Here is a 17,484-nt window from a genome sequence, read left to right on the forward strand (position 1 = left end):
TCGCGCACCTCGAATCATACCCCCTAGGGGTATCAACCCGCCATCGCGGCCGTGCAGAACCGCTCGATCGTCACGCCCTCGGCGGGGCCCGCGAGTTGCAGCTGCCCGAGCCACACCGCGATCCTGCCCGAGTCCGGAAAGAAGTAGAAGGCGGTGCCCGAGCCCCCGACCCAGCCGTAGCGCCCCGGCACGCTCCAGGGCCGCGCACGGTCGACGTCCACCGCGCCGCCGTAGCCCCACGCGGCACCGTCGAGGAAGACGTTGCCGGGTTGCGGCGGCACCTGCACGGACGTCATCGCGGCCACGGACTCCGGGCGCAGCACGCGCACCCCGTCGGACTCCCCCGCACCGCGCAGCATCCGCCCGAAGCGGAGCAGGTCGTCGAGCGTCGAGAGCAGGCCGCCCCCACCGGATTCGAAGACGGGCGGGGCGAGGAAGGCGCCGTCGGCGGGGTCGACGATCGCGAGCCCCTCCGGCGTCGACATCACGGCGTCGCCGAGCCGCGGCCGCATGGCCTCCGTCGCACGGAAGGCGGTGTCGGCCATGCCGAGCGGGTCCAGCACCGCGTCGCGCAGCACCGCGCCGAGCGTGCCGCCGCCAGCACGGGCGAGCAGCACGCCGAGGATGTCCGCACCGGTGTTGTAGGTCCACCCCTCCCCCGGCTGGTGCGCCAGCGGCAGCCGCGCGGCGGCCGCGAGCCACTCGTCGGGCGGCGGCGTGCCGAGCGGGTCCGCGGGGCCCTGGTGCAGCACGCCGAACAGTTCCTGCATCAGGGGCGCCGCGAAATCGGAGACCATGCCGAGGCCGCCGGTGAACGAGAGCAGGTGCCGCACCGTGATGGGGCGGACCGCGGGCACGGTGTCGTCGAGCGGGCCGCTCGGGTCGCGGAGCACGCGCGGCTCGGCGAGCTCGGGCAGCCAGCGCGCCACCGGATCGTCGAGGCCGACGGTGCCGCGCTCGACGTGCACGAGGGCCGCCGCGGCGAGGATCTGCTTGGACAGCGAGGCGATGCGGAAGACGGTGTCGCGCGTCATGGGCACCCCGGGCGCCCGCTCGCCCCCGGCGGCGACCTCGAGGCCCGCCGGATGGTCGAACGCCGCCACCGCGCCCGGCAGCGGACCCTGCGCGATCTCCCGCTCGATCAGTTCCTGCAGCACAGCGCCTCCCTGGTCGGCCCCTTACGTACCCTGACAAGCATGCCCATCCCGGAGTACGTGCGCACCATCCGCGAGAAGATCGGCACCGACCTGCTGTGGCTGCCCGGCGTCGCCGCGGTGGTCGTCAACGAGGCGGGTGAGGTGCTGCTGGGCCGTCGCGCCGACACCGGCGAGTGGGCGTCCATCGCCGGGATCCTCGAGCCGGGCGAGCAGCCCGCGGAGGCCGTCATCCGCGAGATCCGCGAGGAGGCGGGCGTCGACGCGGAGGTGCTCGACCTGCTCGCCGTCCGCACCGACGAGCCCGTCCACTACCCGAACGGCGATGCGGCGCAGTACCTCACGCTGCTGTTCCTGTGCCGCTACGTCGCAGGCGAGGCGCACGTCGCCGACGACGAGTCGCTCGAGATCGCCTGGTTCCGCCCCGAGGCGCTGCCGCCGATGTCCGTCCGGCAGACCGAGCGCGTGCACCGCGGACTCGCCGCCCTCCGCGGCGACACCCACCCCGCCTGGCAGTAGCCGTTCCGAAAGTCGAATCGAGCTCGGCAGGGCGACACATATCGACGCCCCTGCCCGGAGGAATCGACTTTCGGAACCGCTCAGCCGATGACCTGCTCGCCGCGGCGGATCTCGACGATGGGCAGGCGGAGGGCGCCCGGCGCAGTGGCGGGCACCACCGGGTGCTGCGGCGCGACGGGGGCGATGCGGCGGTAGGGCTCGCCCTGCGGGGCGCGCTGATCGGCCTCGCCCTTGTTCGGCCAGAGGGCGGCGGCCCGCTCGGCCTGCGCGGTGATCGTCAGCGACGGGTTCACGCCCAGGTTCGCGGAGACGGCGGAGCCGTCGACCACGCTGAGCGTCGGATAGCCGTACACCCGGTGGTACGGGTCGATCACGCCGCGCGAGGGGTCGGCACCGATCGCGCAGCCACCGAGGAAGTGCGCAGTCATGGGGATGTTGAAGACCTCGCCCCAGGTGCCGGCGGGGGCGCCACCGATCTTGTCGGCGATGCGGCGCGTCGCCTCGTTGCCCAGCGGGATCCAGGTGGGGTTCGGCTCGCCGTGGCCCTGGCGGCTCGACATCGTCCGGCCGAACAGGCCGCGTTTGGTGAACGTGGTGATCGAGTTGTCGAGGTTCTGCATGACCAGCGCGATGATGGTGCGCTCGCTCCAGCCGTTCACGACCAGCACGCGCAGGAAGGCCAGCGGATGCCGCACGACGGTGCCGAGGAACCGCAGCCAGCGCGGGGTGCGGCCGCCACCGTCGGTCATCAGGGTCTGCAGCATCCCCATCGCGTTGGAGCCCTTGCCGTAGCGCACCGGCTCGACGTGGGTGTCGCCGCTCGGGTGGAACGACGACGTGATCGCGACGCCGCGGGTGAGGTCGAGATCCTTGTCGACGGTCATCCGCACCGCGGAGAGGATCGACTCGGAATTGGTCCGGGTCAGCACGCCGACCCGGTCGGAGAGCTCGGGCAGGGAGCCGTCGTCGCGGAGCCGGTGCAGCAGCTGCTGCGTGCCCCAGGTGCCCGCGGCGAAGACCACGTGCTGCGCAGTGAACGTGCGGCGGCGCTTGCGGAGCTTCGCGCCGGAGCGGACCGTGGAGACCTCCCAGGTGCCGTCGGCGCGCTGTGCGACGCCGGTCACGGTGGTGAGCGCGTGGACCTTCGCCCCCGCCCGCTCCGCGAGCCCGAGGTAGTTCTTGACCAGCGTGTTCTTGGCGCCGTGGCGGCAGCCCGTCATGCACTCACCGCACTCGATGCAGCCGGTGCGGTCGGGGCCGGCACCGCCGAAGAAGGGATCGGGCACCGTCTTCCCGGGCTCGCCGAAGTAGACGCCGACCGGGGTCTGGATGAACGTCTCGCCGGCGCCCATGTCGTCGGCGACCTGCTTGACGATCTCGTCGGCCGGGGTCATGTGCGGGTTCTGGACGACGCCCAGCATCCGTCGGCCCTGGTCGTAGAACGGCGAGAGTTCGTCGAACCAGTCGGTGATACCGGCCCACTGCTCGTCGGCGAAGAACGAGGCGGGCGGCTTGTACAGGGTGTTGGCGTAGTTCAGCGAGCCGCCGCCCACGCCCGCACCGGCCAGGATGAGGCAGTCGCGGAGCATGTGGATGCGCTGGATGCCGTACAGGCCCAGCGCCGGCATCCAGACGAACTTCCGCAGGTCCCAGCTGGTCTTCGCGAAGTCCTCGTCGGCGAACCGGCGGCCGGCCTCGAGGACTCCCACGCGGTAGCCCTTCTCCGTGAGGCGCAGGGCGGTGACGGACCCGCCGAAGCCGGATCCGATCACCAGGACGTCGTAGTCGGTCGCAGGCATGGCGTTCTCCCTTCGGGTGAGCGCTCCGCACCGGGCTGAGGCGGGGTGACACAACTCACCTTCATGTCCTAGTTGATTACAACTTGACCCAAGTTGTCAACCATCGGGACGGAATCGGCGACCTGTACCGTGGGCGGGGTGACGCAGCCGAACTTCCAGGCCGAGGTGCGCCTGCTCCTGCGCGACCGAGCCCTCGACGCGGCGCGCGAGCTGGTCGTCGACCGCGGCTGGGACGCGGTGAACATGTCGCTCATCGCCAAGCGCGTGGGCGTGAGCCGCACCGCGCTCTACAAGGAGCTCGGCGCCAAAGCGGACTTGGCCGCGGCGCTCATCCAGCGCGACGCGGACCGCTATCTCGACGCCGTGACCGCCGCGATCACGGCTGCGGAGACCACCGTCGCAGGCCTCGGCGCGGGCGCGCGGGCGGCGCTGGTCCACGGCGCCGACAACGCCCTCCTCAAGTCGATCCTGGCCGGGGCCCCGGGCGCGGGCGAAGAGCTGCTGCCGCTCCTGACGACCGACCCCGACGCCGTACTCGGGCGGGCGATCGGCGCCGTCCGGGCCGCGCTCGACACCCGGCCCGACGGGACGGCCGTCGACGACGCGACCGTCGAGGTCTTCGTGCGGCTCACCGTGAGCCACCTCCTGGGGCCGCGCGGCACCGTCGACGAGGCGGCGGCGCAGATCGAGCGCACGGCCGCCGCGCTCATCGGGTGAGGATCAGTTCCCGGCCCTCGCCGCGAGCAGCGGCTCGAGTGCGGCGCGCAGTGCGTAGTCGTTGCGGGCCCAGGCCTGCACGGTCGAGCCGTCGGTGAGCTGGATGCCCATGCCGTAGCGGCGCCGGGGCACGGTGCGCAGCCGCCCCATCGCGCGGGCGGTGGACCACGCCGGGAAGTCCGCGGGCTTGGCCTTGCGCGGGTGGTCGGGCGCCTTGCCCGGCAGGATCCGCGCGATCTCGGCGACGGGGATCGTCTCCTCGCCGCAGCGCAGCTCCTCGGGCGTGATCGCCATCGAGACGTGCGTGCGGCCCGCCGTGACCTGCAGCCACACGAAGAGCTGCGTGGCGAGGCCCAGCAGCAGCCAGATCCACCACTCGGAGGTGCGGTCGGCGAGCAGCCACTGGGTGACGATCATCGCCACCGTCGCCAGCGGCACGAGCAGCAGCCAGACGCGGGACAGCCCCCGCTCCGCGTAGAGCGGGGTCACGGGCGCGGTCACCGGCGGGCCGCCGCGGAACCGGGATTGAAGTACGCGAGCGAATCCCGGCTGTTCGCCGTGATGATAGCCCCCACCACGGCGATGGCGGCGAGGATCGCCGGGACCGCGATCGTCGCGTTCCCGGAGAAGAAGGCCAGCACGCCCTGTACCAGGACGAAGGCGGCGACGAACTGGAGCACGAGCCGCGCCCAGCCGTGCCCGCGCCACAGGAAGTAGACGAGGACGCCCGCCACGGCGACGCCGACGACCACCATGACGATGGCGAGCACGAAGGTCGTGGCGTCGTACTGCTCGAAGGTCTTGTACTGCTCGCGGGAGGTCCGGGCGATGATGCCGTCGCCCTCGCGCATCCGGTCGAACTGCTCGCGCAGCTCGTCGGAGCCGCGGGTCGAGAACGCCTGCGCGACGCGGGAGATCGCCGAGGCGATGATCACGAAGATCCACAGCTGCACGGAGAGTTTCACATCGTCGGGCCGCGGACCGCGCTCGGGCTTCGGCACGGGCGGCGGCGCCGGCCACGTGGGCGGCTGCGGGCCGGGACCGGGCCAGACGGGGCCCTGGTGCTGCATGTTCACCAGGTCCCCCGGTTGAGCCATCCCGCGGCCTCGGTGGCCCAGTAGGTCAGCACGATGTCGGCGCCCGCGCGACGGATCGAGAGCAGCGACTCGCGGATCGCGGCGTCGCGATCGATCCAGCCGTTCTGCGCCGCGGCGGTGATCATCGAGTACTCCCCCGAGATCTGGTACGCGGCAACGGGGACCGGCGACGCGGCGGCCACGTCGGCCAGCACGTCGAGGTAGCTCATCGCGGGCTTGACCATCACGATGTCGGCGCCCTCGGCGAGGTCGAGCTCCAGCTCGCGCAGCGACTCCCGGCGGTTCGCGGCGTCCTGCTGATAGGTGCGGCGGTCGCCCTGCAGCGACGAGCCGACGGCCTCGCGGAACGGGCCGTAGAAGGGCGAGGCGTACTTCGCGGTGTACGCGAGCAGCGAGACGTCCTGGTGGCCCGCGGAATCCAGCGCGGAGCGGAGCACGCCGATCTGGCCGTCCATCATCCCCGACGGTCCCAGCATGTGCGCCCCGGCGTCGGCCTGCGCGACGCCCATCAGGGCGTAGCGCTCGAGCGTGGCGTCGTTGTCCACGCGCCCGGCACCGTCGAGCACGCCGCAGTGGCCGTGCGAGGTGAACTCGTCCAGGCACGTGTCCGCCATGATCACGGTGGCGTCGCCCAGGTCCTCCCGCAGGGCCCGCAGGCCGCGGTTGAGCACCCCGTCGGGATTCCAGGACGCGCTGCCCTCGGCGTCCTTGTCGGCGTCGTCGGGCACCCCGAAGAGCATGATCCCGCCGACGCCCTCGCGCACGGCCTCCTCGGCCGCGGCGCGCAGCGAATCGACAGTGTGCTGGACGACGCCCGGCATCGACGAGATCGGCAGCGGCGCGTCGATCCCGTCGCGCACGAACATCGGCAGCACGAGCTGCCGCGGCTCCACCGAGACCTCGGCGACGAGCCGCCGGACGGCGGGCGTGGTGCGCAGCCTGCGCGGCCGCACGTGGGGGAAAGTCATGCCTCCCAGCCTACGTAAGCGTCAGGACCGCGAGCGGCGCGGCTTCTTCCGCGGCGGGGGCAGGGTGCCCTCCGCGCGGAGCCGGGACGCGTGGGCCGCCAGCGCCTCCACGAGATCCTCGACCGACGCCGTCTCGGGCTGCACGTCCACGCGCAGGCCGAACTCGATCGCGGTCTCGGCCGTCTTCGGGCCGATGCACGCGACGATGGTGCGGGCGTGCGGCTTGCCGGCGATGCCGACCAGGTTGCGCACCGTCGAGCTGGACGTGAAGCAGACCGCGTCGAAGTCGCCGGACTTGATCATCTCGCGGGTCGAGGCGGGCGGCGGCGCGGCGCGCACCGTGCGGTACGCGGTCACGTCGTCGATCTCCCAGCCGCGGTCGCGCAGCCCCTCGGCGAGGGTCTCGGTGGCGATGTCGGCGCGCGGCAGCAGCACCCGGTTGACCGGGTCGAAGACGTCGTCGAAGGGCGGGAAGACCTCGAGCATGCCGAGGCTGGACTGCTCGCCCGTGGGCAGCAGCTCCGGCTCGATGCCGAAGGCGCGGACCTTGGCGGCGGTCTGCTCGCCGACGCAGGCGATCTTCACGCCGGAGAAGGCGCGGGCGTCCAGGCCGAACTCGATGAACTTCTCCCACACGGCGCGCACGGCGTTCGTGGAGGTGAAGACCACCCACTGGTAGCGGCCGTCGACGAGGCCCTTGACCGCGCGCTCCATCTGGGCGGGGCTGCGGGGCGGCTCGACCGCGATGGTCGGGACCTCCATGGGGATGGACCCGTGGGCGCGCAGCCGGTTCGACATCTCGGCGGCCTGGTCCTTGGTGCGGGGCACGAGCACGGTCCAGCCGTAGAGCGCGCGCGACTCCCACCAGGAGAGCTTGTTCCGCTGGCCCACCACCTTGCCGACGGTGACCACGAGCGGGCCGGGCAGGCCCGCCCCGGCCTCGTTGAGCGTGGCGAGGGTGGCCTCGACGGTCTTCTGCTTGCAGGTCGAGCCCTGCGCGGTGACGGCGACCGGGGTCTGCGGCGCGAGGCCGTTCTCGACCAGCGCGGAGGCGGTGTCGGCGAGGTGCTCGGCGGTCGCGCTCAGGACCAGGGGCGACGGGGCCGCGGCCAGCGCCGCCCAGTCGACCTCGCCGCGCACGTCGGCCTCGGTGTGCGCCGAGCCCAGCGCCATGCCGGCGTAGGTAGGGACGGCGGTCGCGGGCGCGAGGCCCGGAACGATCTCGAAGGCGATCTGCGTGCGGGCGACGGCGTTGACCTCGGCCAGCACCGCGTCCGAGGACAGCGGGTCGCCGGCGACGAGGCGCACGACGTCCAGTCCGTGGCGGGCCTGCGCGAGCAGGGTCTTGGCGACCTCGGCGGGCTCGCCCAGAGCGGGCGCGACGGTGGCGGGGTTGCGCACGGCGGGCTCGCCCTTGCGGCCCTTCGCGGCGGTCGCATCGGCGCCGTCAGCATCGGTCTCGACCGGCTCGACCGGCAGCGCCGTGCCCACCATGTCGAGGACGGTCTGCGGAACGTCGGGGTCGGTGTAGACCGTCCGTGCGCCCGCGATAGTCTGCTCAGCACGCAGGGTCAGCAGCCCCGGATCGCCCGGACCGGATCCCACGAAGGTGATGCGGCCCGGTGCCACCGCCCGGCCCCGGGCGGGCTTGGTGGTCTTCGCGGCGACGCGGGTGGACACCGTGTCGGTGTCGGCTGCCGTGTCGGCCTTCGCGGACTGTGCAGTGCGGCTCATGTATCGGCTCCCAGTAGTTGCGGGTGCTACGCGAGCAGGTCGCGTGCGCCCAGGTCGAGCAGCTCCCGTGCCAGCGCGATGCCCAGCGCGCCGGCGTCGCCCACCGGACCGACCACGGAGGCGCGGACCGAATCGGAGCCGTCCGCCGCGAGCGCGATGCCGCGCAACGACAGCTCCTCGATGATCCGACCGTCGTCGTCGAGGGACTCGACGACTTCCGCGATCGCACCGACGGGTGCGGTACACCCTGCCTCCAGCTCGGCGAGGAGGGCGCGCTCGGCGGTGACCGCCGCACGCGTGACCGGATCGTCCAGGCCGGAGAGCACGGAATGCAGTTCCGCATCGTCGCGTCGGCACTCCACCGCGAGTGCGCCCTGTGCGGGCGCCGGCAGCATCTGCACCGGATCCAGCGCCTCCGTCACCTCGTTGTGGCGACCGATCCGCTTGAGTCCGGCGAGGGCGACCACGATCGCGTCGAGTTCGCCGTCCGCTACTTTGCGTAACCGAGAGTCAAGGTTGCCTCGTAGGGGGCGGATTTCCAAACCCAGACCCAGTGCGGTAAGCTGGCTGGCTCGCCGCGGGCTGGAGGTGCCCACCACGGACCCCGCCGGCAGCTCCCCCAGCACCATCCCGTCGCGCGCCACGAGGGCGTCGCGCGAGTCCTCGCGGGGCGGCACGGCGGGCATCGAGAGCCGGTCGTCGGGCGCGGTGGGCAGGTCCTTGTACGAGTGCACGGCCACGTCGACCTCGCCGTTCGCGAGCGCGTCGCGGAGCGCGGAGGTGAAGACGCCGACGCCGATCTTCTCGACCGGGTCGGAGCTCAGGTCGCCCGGCGTGGTCACGATCACCAGCTCGGCGGGGTGCCCGGCGGCGATCAGGGCGTCGCGCACGGTGCCGGCCTGCGTGGTCGCCAGCAGCGAGCCGCGGGTGCCGATGCGGATGGAATCGGGAATCGGGGTGGCGGTCGCGTCAGACACTTCGGTCGTCGGATCCTTCGGTCGCGGAGACGGCGCCCGTGGCGCCCGGCTTGAGTTCGAAGAGCTCGCGCAGCGCCTCCGCGTAGGAGTCGCCCCCCGGGGTGGCGGCCAGTTGCTTGACGCGCACTGTCGGGGCGTGCAGGAGCTTGTCGACGACGCGGCGCACCGTCTGCGCCACCTCGTCCCGGTCCGTGCCCTCCAGGCTCGGGAGGCGCGAATCCAGCCGCAGCAGTTCGGCTTCCACCACCTCGGCGGCGCGGCGCCGCAGCGCCGTCACCGTCGGGGTGACCTCGGCGGAGCGCTGCGCGGAGAGGTACTCGGCGAGTTCGTCGGAGACGATCCGCCGGGCCTTCTCTGCGTCCTCCTCCGCGGCCTGCGTGCCCGGCTCGCGGGAGAGCGCGTCGATGTCGATGACGGCCACGCCGGGCAGCCCGGCGACGGCCGGGTCCACGTCCCGGGGCAGGCCCAGGTCGCAGACCACGAGATCGGTGTCGACGGTGCGCTGCGCCAGCGCGGAGTGCACGTCGGCGAGGCTCACCACGCTGCCGACGGCACCGGTGCAGGCGATGAGCACGTCGGCGTCGGCGAGGGCGGCCACGAGGCCGTCCATGGCGACGGACCGCGCACCGTCGACCCCGGCGTCGAGGGCGGCCTGCGCGAGCCGCGCGGCCTTGTCCTCGGTGCGGTTGGCGACGGTGACGTCCGTGGCGCCGGCCCGCGCCAGATGTGCGACGCCGAGGCCGCCCATGGCGCCCGCGCCCACGACGACGGCGCGCCGCAGCGCGCCGCCCTGCGCACCGAGGATGGCCTGTGCGCGGTCCAGGGCGACGGAGACGACGGAGGCGCCGGCCTTGTCGATGCCGGTGTCGGTGTGCACGCGCTTGCCCACGTGCAGGGCGCGCTGCGCGAGGTCGTGGACCACGCGGCCCGCGACCTGGTGCTCGTCGGACGCGGCGTAGGCGCCGCGGATCTGCCCCAGGATCTGCTGCTCGCCGACGACCATCGAGTCGAGGCCCGAGGCGACGGAGAAGAGGTGCTGGACGGCCGCCTCGGAATAGCGCACGAAGGCGTGCTTGCTGAGGTCGTTGATGGTGAGGCCGGAGCGGGCGGAGAGGACGTCGGAGACGGCTTCCAGGGCGGGGTGGAAGGCCTCGACGACGGCGTAGATCTCGACGCGATTGCAGGTGGTGACGACCATGACCTCGTCGATGTGGGGCGACTCCATGAGCTGCGCCAGCACCTTGGGACGATCGGTCTCGGCGATCGCCAGTTTCTCGAGGACCGACACCGGCGCGCTGCGGTGCGACGCGCCGAACAGCAGAACCGACACCCTCGCTGCTCCTTCGAAGATCTTGACGGGTGAACTACAGTCCGTAGTTTCCCGTTAAGGCACGGTACCCCGCATCCCCTGAAATGGGAAAACGCGTACAGCCTCACCTCACCCGTGCAGGTGACAGGGGTCACCCGCGAGGGTCGTTCAGCCCAGGATATCCGCCCGGAGCTGCGGAATGTCCGCTTCCCAGTAGCTGTGCTGTTCCCCGTCGAGCAGGACCACCGGCAGCATGTCGCCGTACTCGCCCCGGTACTCGGTGTTGCCGGGCGCGTCGACGTCCAGCTGCCGGTAGTCGACGGGGCGGTCGGCGGCGCGGAGTTCGCCGACCAGTGCGGTGAGTTCGTCGTGGGCGCGGGCGCACATCCCGCAGCCCGCCCTGGTGAGCAGAGTGATCACGGACATGTGCCGAGTGTCCCACCCCGAGCGCGGCGCGCGCCGCTAAGGTTGAGGAGAGATCACGCACGTGGATCACGCGAGTGGGGAGGTGCCCTTGTCCGAGACGGCCAGTGCCGACGAACAACGGCAGAGCGCTGCGGGCGAGGCGAGCGCCGACGCCGCCCATTCGCTGCTGCTCGAGAAGGAGGGCCGCGAGGACGGCCAGGTGCCGCCGGACCTCACGGCCGCCGCCTTCTTCGACGTCGACAACACGATGGTGCAGGGCGCCTCGATCGTGCACTTCGCCCGCGGCCTCGCCGCGCGCAACTACTTCTCCTACTCCGACCTGGCCTCGGCCGTGTGGGCGCAGGCGAAGTTCCGGCTCACGGGCAAGGAGAACAGCGAGGACGTGGCCGCCGGGCGCGAGAAGGCGCTGTCCTTCATCGCCGGCCGGTCCACGGAGGAGCTCAAGGCGGTCGGCGAGGAGATCTACGACGAGATCATCGCCGACAAGATCTGGCCCGGCACCCGCGCGCTCGCGCAGATGCACCTCGACGCCGGCCAGCAGGTGTGGCTCGTGACGGCCACCCCCGTCGAGCTCGCGCAGACCATCGCCGACCGGCTCGGGCTCACGGGTGCGCTCGGCACCGTCGCCGAGTCGCAGGACGGGGTGTTCACCGGCAAGCTCGTCGGCGACATCCTGCACGGCCTGGGCAAGGCGCACGCCGTCCGCTCGCTGGCGATCCGCGAGGGCCTGAACCTCAAGCGCTGCACCGCCTACAGCGACTCCCACAACGACGTGCCGATGCTCTCCCTGGTGGGCACCGCCGTCGCCATCAACCCGGACTCGGACCTGCGCGACGTCGCGCGGGTGCGCGGGTGGGAGATCCGCGACTACCGCACCGGGCGGAAGGCCGCCAAGATCGGCGTCCCCACCGCCATCGGGGTGGGCGTCGCCGTCGGCGGCGCCGCCGCGCTGATCAAGCACTTCAGCGACGACTAGTCCCCGGTTCGACGGTGCCCTCCCCGGCCCCCGCGGCCGTCTCACCAGGCGGACCGCGGTCCGCAGATTCGTTCCGCTTCCTCATAGCGTTGCAGCGTTATGTAGAGTCAGGATCGATAGCGGGAGGCTCCGTCGAGCAGCAGACCGAACGGGTTGAGGGCATCGTGGAGCTTGTTCCGGAGACGATCCGGCTCTTCGCAGTCGTCCCAGTCCCAGTGCGTTGGGTACAGCTTCCGCCCCATCAGCAGGCTGTCGCGTTGGATCCGCCGCTCCGAGGTGAAACCGTCCCTCTGCTTACCCTTGCCGTCGAACTCGCCCACCACGCGCTCGGCCCACAGGAAGTCGACGCGCGCCTCGAGGGCACCCGCCTCGTTGAAGAACTCCCGCTGCAGCTCCGGGCGCGGGATCTCGGGCCATTTGAGCATCAACGCCCGGCTGCGGGATTCGCCGACCGATTCCGACAGCGGCGACGCCTCCCCCAGCGCTGCGAGCATGTTCGCGGTACCCCGCCGCCGGCCGAGCCTGGCGATCGCCGCCTCCAGTTCCTCCCGCGTGACACCCATCCGCAACGCCGCGTCCAGCGCGCAGACGGCCGCGACGAAGTCGCCGGCCAGCGCAAGGTCGAGGGCCGTTCGCGCGATCGACGTCACCGTCACTCCGTCGACCACGACGACGTCCTCCGCGTCGAGTCGCCGCACGTGCAGCCGTCTGCGCCCGCGCTTCGTTCCGCCGCGCACGCCGTCACTCGTGAAATCGACGGTCTGCCAATCGGAGTTCAGCACCTTCATGCCCAGCACCGCCGCGGCTGCCGCGTGGCTGAGCACCACGGAATCCCCCGACCGCTGCGCCGCGGCCAGCGCGCTGATCCGCAGTTCGTCCCACGGCGCCAGCCTCGCCCCCAGGTGGTATGCCCCACGCCACACGCGGGTCATCGTGTTCTTCTGCTGCCAGAAGCGGATCTGCCGGTCAGTCGCCCCCAGCGCCACCAGTTCTTCGCGATGCCGGAATTCGACCGGCTTGTCGTCCGCCATGTGCACCCCCGCCGGCGCCCCCACGCCGTCCACTGCATTCTGGCTCACGTACGAGAAACCCGATGCGGTTCCCCGACTCTCGGATCTCCCGCTATCGGTTCCCTTTCTTCATAACGCTGCAGCGTTATGAAGAAGTAAGACCGATCTATGGACCGCGGTCCGCCCCGGAAGCCGGCGGGGCACCGTCGGACCGGACCGACGGAGCCGGACGCTCAGAAGTCCTGGAAGATGTTCTTCCGGCGCGCGAGGATGCGGTACAGCGACTGCTGGATGGTCTCGCGGACGTTGTCGGTGAGCTCGAAGACGACCATCGGGTCGTCGGCGTCGGCCTCCGTGAAGCGGTCCGTGGTGATGGGCTCGCCGAACTCGATGTGCCACTTCGACGGCAGCGGCACCATGCCGAGCGGGCCGAGCCACGGGAACAGCGGCGTGATCGGCGCGTACGGCAGGCCCAGCAGGCGCGCGACGGGCTTCACGTCGGCCAGCATGGGGTAGGTCTCCTCGGCGCCCACGATGGACACGGGGATGATCGGGACCTGCGCCCGGATCGCGGCGGTCACGAAGCCGCCGCGGCCGAAGCGCTGCAGCTTGTACCGGTCGCGGTAGAGCTTGCCGATGCCCTTGAAACCCTCGGGCCACACGGCGACGAGCTCACCCCGGGTGAGCAGCGCCTCGGCGTCCGCGTTGCAGGCGACGGTGGCGCCCAGCTTGCGGGCGACCTCGCCGATGAACGGGTACTCGAAGGCCAGGTCGGCCGCCAGCAGCCGCAGGTGCCGCTGGTCCGGGTGGTTGTCGTGCACCGCGACGGCCGACATCAGCCCGTCGAGCGGGATGACGCCGGAGTGGTTCGCCACCAGCAGCGCGCCGCCCTCGCGGGGCAGATTGTCGGCGCCGGTGGTGTCCACGCGGAACCACTTGTCGTAGACGGGTCGCAGCGCCGGCAGGAACAGCGCGTCGGTCAGGTGCGGGTCGAAACCGAAGGCGTCGATGTCGTAGTCGCCGGTGAGCCGCTCGCGGACGAAGGCGGCACCGTCGACCACCGATTCCGCGGCGCGCTCGCGCCACCCCGGGCCGGGCTCCCCCGGCTGCGCCGCGGCGATGTAGTCGGGGTTGAGGGCGTGCACCGTGGCCTCGCGGCGCGGCGCCGACGGTGCGGGCGTGCCGGTCAACGCGGACGGGTGCCGCTGCTGCGCGCGCTCGCGCCCCTCGGTGCGAGCGGTGTCGATGGACACGGGCAGCTGCAGCACCTTCGCGTGCTGTGAGCCTGAAGCGTTGGTCATAGATCTACCGTCCAGCCGTGCCGTACTCGGAACCGATTCCAGCGAATCGCCGCGCCAGCGAGGCGACCCGCTGCTCGACGCTCAGAAAAGAATCCACACCGATTGTAGGTTCTGCGCGGCCGTGGCGTGCGGCGTCTTCCATCGCCTGCCGCGTGGTGAAGCGCGGCTCGAAGCCGAGCTCCTTCCGCATGCGCGTGGTGTCGAAGGCGTTGCCGAAGCTGAGGTACGCGAGCTGGACCTTGTCCGTCGTGCCGCGGCCCCGGCCGCGAATCGCCGCGACGACGGGCCCGAACGCGGGCTTCACCACGGGGAGCGGCACCCTGCCGGACAGCCGGATGGCCTGCGACATGGAGATGGCACCGTCGCCGGCGATGTTGTACGTCCCGGGCTTCCCGGCCACGACGGCGTGCTCGAGGGCGCCCAGGGCGTCGTCCTGGTGCAGCAGCTGCAGCCGGGCGTCGCGGCCGATGATCGAGGGCACGACGGGCCGCTCGAACAGCGAGCCGAGCAGCGTCTCGATGTTGGGGCCCAGGATGGGCGCGAGCCGGAGCACCGTGAGATCGATGTCGGTGCGGCGGCGGGCCATGCTGCGGGCGTAGGTCTCGGCGTCGAGGAGGTCCCGCGGGTGGCCGCTCGCCGCGGCGCCGCCGACCAGATCCTCGGTGATGAGTGCGGGATTGCGCGAGCGGGATCCGTAGACCTGCGTCGCCGAGCGCATGATCACCCGCTTGACCGTCTCCGACTTCTGGCACGCGGCGAAGACCCGCATGGAGCCGAACACGATCGCGTCCTTGGTGGAGGCGGACGGGAAGTGGTTATCGGTGACCGACGTGGAGCAGTGCACGACCGTGTCGACCTCGTTGGTCGCCATGATCTTGCCGAAGATGTGGCTGCGGTAGTCGACGCGGATGAACTCCGCGGGCTCCATGCGACGGTGCAGCGCCTTGGTGGGCGGCACGGCGTCGACGCCGATCACGCGCTCGATGTCGGGACGCTGCGCGAGCCGGCGCACGAGGTAGCCGCCCACGAACGTGGAGGCGCCCGTCACCATGACGACGCGCGGCGCGCTGACGACCGACTCACTCATTACTGAAGGGTAACCGGAAACACGAAAGCCCGCCCATGTCCTGGGCGGGCTCTCATGAAAGTGTGACCAGAAGGCCTACTTGCCGAGCTTCCTACGCTGCACCCGGGTGCGGCGGAGCAGCTTGCGGTGCTTCTTCTTCGACATGCGCTTGCGGCGCTTCTTGATCACTGAACCCATGGGTTCCTCACGTCTCTCTATCGAATTGCCATGTTCGGTGCGCGGCGGCCGGGTACCGAGAAGCCCCCGCGTCCACGCAGCAGGCTTCTACCTTACCCGGCGCGGCGACCCAGGCGAAATCCGCCCGGTGACCGCCGCCGCGACGGACGTCCTCCGGCGGGCCTAGCCCGCGTCGAAGAACGAGGTCTGCAGGTAGTCGTGGACGGCCTTCTCGTGGACCCGGAAGGACCGGCCCACTCGCACCGCGGGGAGCTCCCCGTTGTGCACCAGGCGGTAGACCGTCATCTTCGACACCCGCATGAGGGTGGCGACCTCGGCCACCGTCAGGAACGACGAGCCGGCTGCCTGGGGAGCCTGGGCTCCGGCACCGATCTCGGCGGGCTTGGTGTTCTTGTTTGCAGACGCCATGTAATCCCTAACCTCCGGCACATGTCGCGCCGCCGGCTTCCCCTCCGGCGGACCTGACACGCACGTGCTTCGAGCAGCTTAGCGGTACCAATGGGAATAATGCGACGGGAGTGAGCTAACCGAACCTTCTAGGAGAGGCGCCCCAGCTCGGCGGATCGCTCCGCACAAGCTCGCGTCGCCGCGTAAAACGCAGGTCGGAGGCCGTTTTTCTCGAGCTCCCGGATCGCGGCGGCGGTCGTGCCGCCCGGAGAAGTCACCGCCGCCCGCAGCTCGACGGGCGACGTGGAAGTCTCAACCATTAGTGCACCTGCGCCCGCGATCGTGTGCGTGGCGAGCGTCGTCGCCTGGTCGCGGGTGAGCCCCAGATCCACTCCGGCGTCGATCAACGCCTCCGCTACCAGGAACGCGTAGGCGGGCCCGGAGCCCGACAGCGCAGTGAGCGCGTCCAGCTTCGACTCGGGCACGACGAGGGTCTTCCCCACCGCGTCCATGACCTCCCGCACGAGCGTCACGTGCGCCTCCGTCGCCTCCCGGCCGCCGGAGATCCCGCTCATCGACCGGCCGACGAGCATCGCCGTGTTCGGCATGACCCGCACGACGGGCGTCCCGGCCGGCAGGGCGGCCTCGTAGACGGTCGTGGGGACGCCCGCGGCCACCGAGGCCACCACGGCGCCCGGTCGCAGCGCGGAGGCCGTGTCGGGCAGGATCGCGGCCACCACGTCGGGCTTGACGGCGATCACCACCAGGTCCGCCCCGTCGACCGCCTCGGCGACGGTGGTCACCGTCGACACCCCGTAGCGCTCGGCGAGCTCGCCGCCGCGGCCCGCATGGGGCTCGGCGACCGTGAGCGCACCGGGCTCGTGCCCGGCCGCGATCAGTCCGCCCAGCAGGGCCTCGCCGATCCGTCCGCCGCCGATCAGCGCGATACGACCATCCATCTCGGTTACTCCTCGATCCGTTCTTCGGTGCTCGGTGTTCAGGACTTCTCGGGCCGCGGCGCCGGCATCATCGCCAGCTGCCGGGACGTGGCGACGACGTGCCCGGACTCGTCGACCAGCACGTGGTCCTCCTCGAACCAGCGCTGCCCGACGACGGGCGCGGACGCCCGGAACCGCAGCCAGCCGTCGACGGGCTCGCGGCGGACGGACGCCGTCAGCGTGATCGTGGGCGCCCAGCCGATGCCGCCGAGGTTGGCGACCACGGGCAGCGAGATGTCGGTGGCGAGCAGCGCGAACAGGCCCGAGAGCGGCTCCTCGCGCAGCCGCACCCAGCCGCGGGTCTCGGCGGGGCCGGTGCGGCCCTCGATGACGGGCAGCGTCGAGGCGTCGTAGTGCACCTCGGCCACGCGGCCCACCTTGAAGATCTTGGCCGCGGGGTGCTCCGGGTCCCAGGCCAGCGCGTCCGCGGGCGGCGTCGGAGGCATGGCGTCCGCCGGGAGGGGCTCGGCGTAGCGCTCCTCGCCCTCGTCACGGCGGGCCAGGGTCACGGCGGCCTGGACGTAGACGCGGTCGCCCTGCACGGCCTCGACGTTCACGAAGGAGGTGGTGCGCCCGCGCTTGCGCACGTCGGTCCGCAGGTCGACGTGCCCCGGATCGGGCGCGCCGAGGTACTCCGCGGAGATCACCACGGGTGTGACGTCGGGGTCTCCCCCGTCGTCGAGATAGGCGGCCTGCGCCGCCGAGGCGATCACGGCGAGCAGCGCGCCGCCGTGCACCTTGGTGCCCACCGACCAGGTGGGATCGATATCGGCGGTGTACCCGCCGGGGGCCTTCGTGACGGAGACGAGGTCCGCGAACAAAGCCATCTGTGCGCACTCCTTACCGGG

19 protein-coding genes are annotated in these 17,484 nt (G+C 71.8%); 3 read left to right on the top strand and 16 right to left on the bottom strand.

The genetic code is table 11. The features are described 5' to 3' along the window. Positions 1–32: 32 nt before the first annotated feature. Positions 33–1,157 (bottom strand): serine hydrolase domain-containing protein, encoded by a 1,125-nt coding sequence (locus ACNAYW_RS07965; protein WP_415849168.1) that lies wholly within the window; start codon positions 1,155–1,157, stop codon positions 33–35. 39 nt (positions 1,158–1,196) lie between these two features. On the opposite strand from ACNAYW_RS07965, the gene ACNAYW_RS07970 reads away from it, so the two are divergent. Continuing rightward, positions 1,197–1,673 carry an NUDIX hydrolase gene (locus ACNAYW_RS07970; RefSeq protein WP_415849169.1) on the top strand — a complete coding sequence of 159 codons (477 nt, stop codon included), beginning with the start codon at positions 1,197–1,199 and terminating at the stop codon, positions 1,671–1,673. A gap of 80 nt (positions 1,674–1,753) precedes the next feature. Here ACNAYW_RS07970 and ACNAYW_RS07975 read toward each other — a convergent pair whose 3' ends face one another. Next, complete coding sequence (locus ACNAYW_RS07975) at positions 1,754–3,472, bottom strand: FAD-dependent oxidoreductase (protein ID WP_415849170.1); 1,719 nt, start codon at positions 3,470–3,472, stop codon at positions 1,754–1,756. A gap of 138 nt (positions 3,473–3,610) precedes the next feature. On the opposite strand from ACNAYW_RS07975, the gene ACNAYW_RS07980 reads away from it, so the two are divergent. Next, the gene (locus ACNAYW_RS07980; RefSeq protein WP_415849171.1) at positions 3,611–4,189 is read left to right on the top strand and encodes a TetR/AcrR family transcriptional regulator; all 579 of its coding nucleotides are present in this window, start codon (positions 3,611–3,613) and stop codon (positions 4,187–4,189) included. 3 nt (positions 4,190–4,192) lie between these two features. Here the strand turns inward: ACNAYW_RS07980 and ACNAYW_RS07985 are convergent, their stop codons facing one another. From ACNAYW_RS07985 to ACNAYW_RS08015, 7 genes are all read right to left on the bottom strand, one after another. Next, positions 4,193–4,690, bottom strand: a complete 498-nt coding sequence (locus ACNAYW_RS07985) for a DUF3093 family protein (RefSeq protein ID WP_415849172.1) — start codon at positions 4,688–4,690, stop codon at positions 4,193–4,195. Continuing rightward, positions 4,687–5,286, bottom strand: coding sequence for a hypothetical protein (locus ACNAYW_RS07990; RefSeq protein WP_415849173.1), 600 nt, complete (start codon positions 5,284–5,286; stop codon positions 4,687–4,689). The genes ACNAYW_RS07985 and ACNAYW_RS07990 overlap by 4 nt, the downstream gene beginning before the upstream one ends. Continuing rightward, entirely contained in the window at positions 5,262–6,254 is a 993-nt protein-coding gene (gene hemB / locus ACNAYW_RS07995; protein WP_415849174.1) for a porphobilinogen synthase, read from the bottom strand. Before hemB ends, ACNAYW_RS07990 begins: the two co-directional genes overlap by 25 nt. 21 nt (positions 6,255–6,275) lie before the next feature. Next, complete coding sequence (locus tag ACNAYW_RS08000; protein WP_415849175.1) at positions 6,276–7,988, bottom strand: bifunctional uroporphyrinogen-III C-methyltransferase/uroporphyrinogen-III synthase; 1,713 nt, start codon at positions 7,986–7,988, stop codon at positions 6,276–6,278. A gap of 26 nt (positions 7,989–8,014) precedes the next feature. Continuing rightward, on the bottom strand, positions 8,015–8,965 hold the full coding sequence (gene hemC / locus ACNAYW_RS08005; protein ID WP_415849176.1) for a hydroxymethylbilane synthase: 951 nt from the start codon (positions 8,963–8,965) through the stop codon (positions 8,015–8,017). Beyond that, a complete protein-coding gene (locus ACNAYW_RS08010; protein WP_415849177.1) occupies positions 8,958–10,295 on the bottom strand; it encodes a glutamyl-tRNA reductase in 1,338 nt (445 codons plus the stop codon). The genes hemC and ACNAYW_RS08010 overlap by 8 nt, the downstream gene beginning before the upstream one ends. Positions 10,296–10,442: 147 nt before the next feature. Further along, complete coding sequence (locus ACNAYW_RS08015; protein ID WP_415849178.1) at positions 10,443–10,700, bottom strand: glutaredoxin family protein; 258 nt, start codon at positions 10,698–10,700, stop codon at positions 10,443–10,445. 61 nt (positions 10,701–10,761) lie between these two features. On the opposite strand from ACNAYW_RS08015, the gene ACNAYW_RS08020 reads away from it, so the two are divergent. Next, complete coding sequence (locus tag ACNAYW_RS08020; protein ID WP_415849179.1) at positions 10,762–11,676, top strand: HAD family hydrolase; 915 nt, start codon at positions 10,762–10,764, stop codon at positions 11,674–11,676. Between the two features lie 107 nt (positions 11,677–11,783). Here ACNAYW_RS08020 and ACNAYW_RS08025 read toward each other — a convergent pair whose 3' ends face one another. The 7 genes from ACNAYW_RS08025 to ACNAYW_RS08055 form a co-directional block, all read right to left on the bottom strand. Next, positions 11,784–12,707, bottom strand: coding sequence for a hypothetical protein (locus tag ACNAYW_RS08025; protein ID WP_415849180.1), 924 nt, complete (start codon positions 12,705–12,707; stop codon positions 11,784–11,786). Positions 12,708–12,919: 212 nt separating this feature from the next. After that, positions 12,920–13,987: a lysophospholipid acyltransferase family protein gene (locus ACNAYW_RS08030; protein ID WP_415849181.1), complete on the bottom strand. Its 1,068-nt coding sequence runs from the start codon at positions 13,985–13,987 to the stop codon at positions 12,920–12,922. A 4-nt stretch (positions 13,988–13,991) separates the two neighbouring features. Continuing rightward, on the bottom strand, positions 13,992–15,074 hold the full coding sequence (locus tag ACNAYW_RS08035) for an NAD-dependent epimerase/dehydratase family protein (protein WP_415849182.1): 1,083 nt from the start codon (positions 15,072–15,074) through the stop codon (positions 13,992–13,994). 75 nt (positions 15,075–15,149) lie between these two features. Further along, positions 15,150–15,251: a 30S ribosomal protein bS22 gene (locus ACNAYW_RS08040; RefSeq protein ID WP_003402602.1), complete on the bottom strand. Its 102-nt coding sequence runs from the start codon at positions 15,249–15,251 to the stop codon at positions 15,150–15,152. Positions 15,252–15,413: 162 nt separating this feature from the next. Beyond that, positions 15,414–15,659 (bottom strand): helix-turn-helix domain-containing protein, encoded by a 246-nt coding sequence (locus ACNAYW_RS08045; protein ID WP_068523814.1) that lies wholly within the window; start codon positions 15,657–15,659, stop codon positions 15,414–15,416. Between the two features lie 128 nt (positions 15,660–15,787). Then, the gene (gene proC, locus ACNAYW_RS08050; RefSeq protein WP_415849183.1) at positions 15,788–16,597 is read right to left on the bottom strand and encodes a pyrroline-5-carboxylate reductase; all 810 of its coding nucleotides are present in this window, start codon (positions 16,595–16,597) and stop codon (positions 15,788–15,790) included. Between the two features lie 38 nt (positions 16,598–16,635). Next, a complete protein-coding gene (locus tag ACNAYW_RS08055; protein ID WP_415849184.1) occupies positions 16,636–17,463 on the bottom strand; it encodes a thioesterase family protein in 828 nt (275 codons plus the stop codon). Positions 17,464–17,484: the final 21 nt, after the last annotated feature.

The sequence above is a fragment of the Tsukamurella ocularis genome, from assembly GCF_965138335.1.
Lineage (GTDB): Bacteria > Actinomycetota > Actinomycetes > Mycobacteriales > Mycobacteriaceae > Tsukamurella > Tsukamurella ocularis_A.

What these genes read in the sequence shown, in the direction of transcription:
- ACNAYW_RS07970 (WP_415849169.1), top strand. Translation starts at nt 1,197, where the DNA reads ATGCCCATCCCGGAGTACGTGCGCACCATCCGCGAGAAGATCGGCACC.
- ACNAYW_RS07975 (WP_415849170.1), bottom strand. Translation starts at nt 3,472, where the DNA reads ATGCCTGCGACCGACTACGACGTCCTGGTGATCGGATCCGGCTTCGGC.
- ACNAYW_RS07990 (WP_415849173.1), bottom strand. Translation starts at nt 5,286, where the DNA reads ATGGCTCAACCGGGGGACCTGGTGAACATGCAGCACCAGGGCCCCGTC.
- hemB (WP_415849174.1), bottom strand. Translation starts at nt 6,254, where the DNA reads ATGACTTTCCCCCACGTGCGGCCGCGCAGGCTGCGCACCACGCCCGCC.
- ACNAYW_RS08000 (WP_415849175.1), bottom strand. Translation starts at nt 7,988, where the DNA reads ATGAGCCGCACTGCACAGTCCGCGAAGGCCGACACGGCAGCCGACACC.
- ACNAYW_RS08015 (WP_415849178.1), bottom strand. Translation starts at nt 10,700, where the DNA reads ATGTCCGTGATCACTCTGCTCACCAGGGCGGGCTGCGGGATGTGCGCC.
- ACNAYW_RS08025 (WP_415849180.1), bottom strand. Translation starts at nt 12,707, where the DNA reads ATGGCGGACGACAAGCCGGTCGAATTCCGGCATCGCGAAGAACTGGTG.
- ACNAYW_RS08030 (WP_415849181.1), bottom strand. Translation starts at nt 13,987, where the DNA reads ATGACCAACGCTTCAGGCTCACAGCACGCGAAGGTGCTGCAGCTGCCC.
- ACNAYW_RS08035 (WP_415849182.1), bottom strand. Translation starts at nt 15,074, where the DNA reads ATGAGTGAGTCGGTCGTCAGCGCGCCGCGCGTCGTCATGGTGACGGGC.
- ACNAYW_RS08040 (WP_003402602.1), bottom strand. Translation starts at nt 15,251, where the DNA reads ATGGGTTCAGTGATCAAGAAGCGCCGCAAGCGCATGTCGAAGAAGAAG.
- ACNAYW_RS08045 (WP_068523814.1), bottom strand. Translation starts at nt 15,659, where the DNA reads ATGGCGTCTGCAAACAAGAACACCAAGCCCGCCGAGATCGGTGCCGGA.
- proC (WP_415849183.1), bottom strand. Translation starts at nt 16,597, where the DNA reads ATGGATGGTCGTATCGCGCTGATCGGCGGCGGACGGATCGGCGAGGCC.
- ACNAYW_RS08055 (WP_415849184.1), bottom strand. Translation starts at nt 17,463, where the DNA reads ATGGCTTTGTTCGCGGACCTCGTCTCCGTCACGAAGGCCCCCGGCGGG.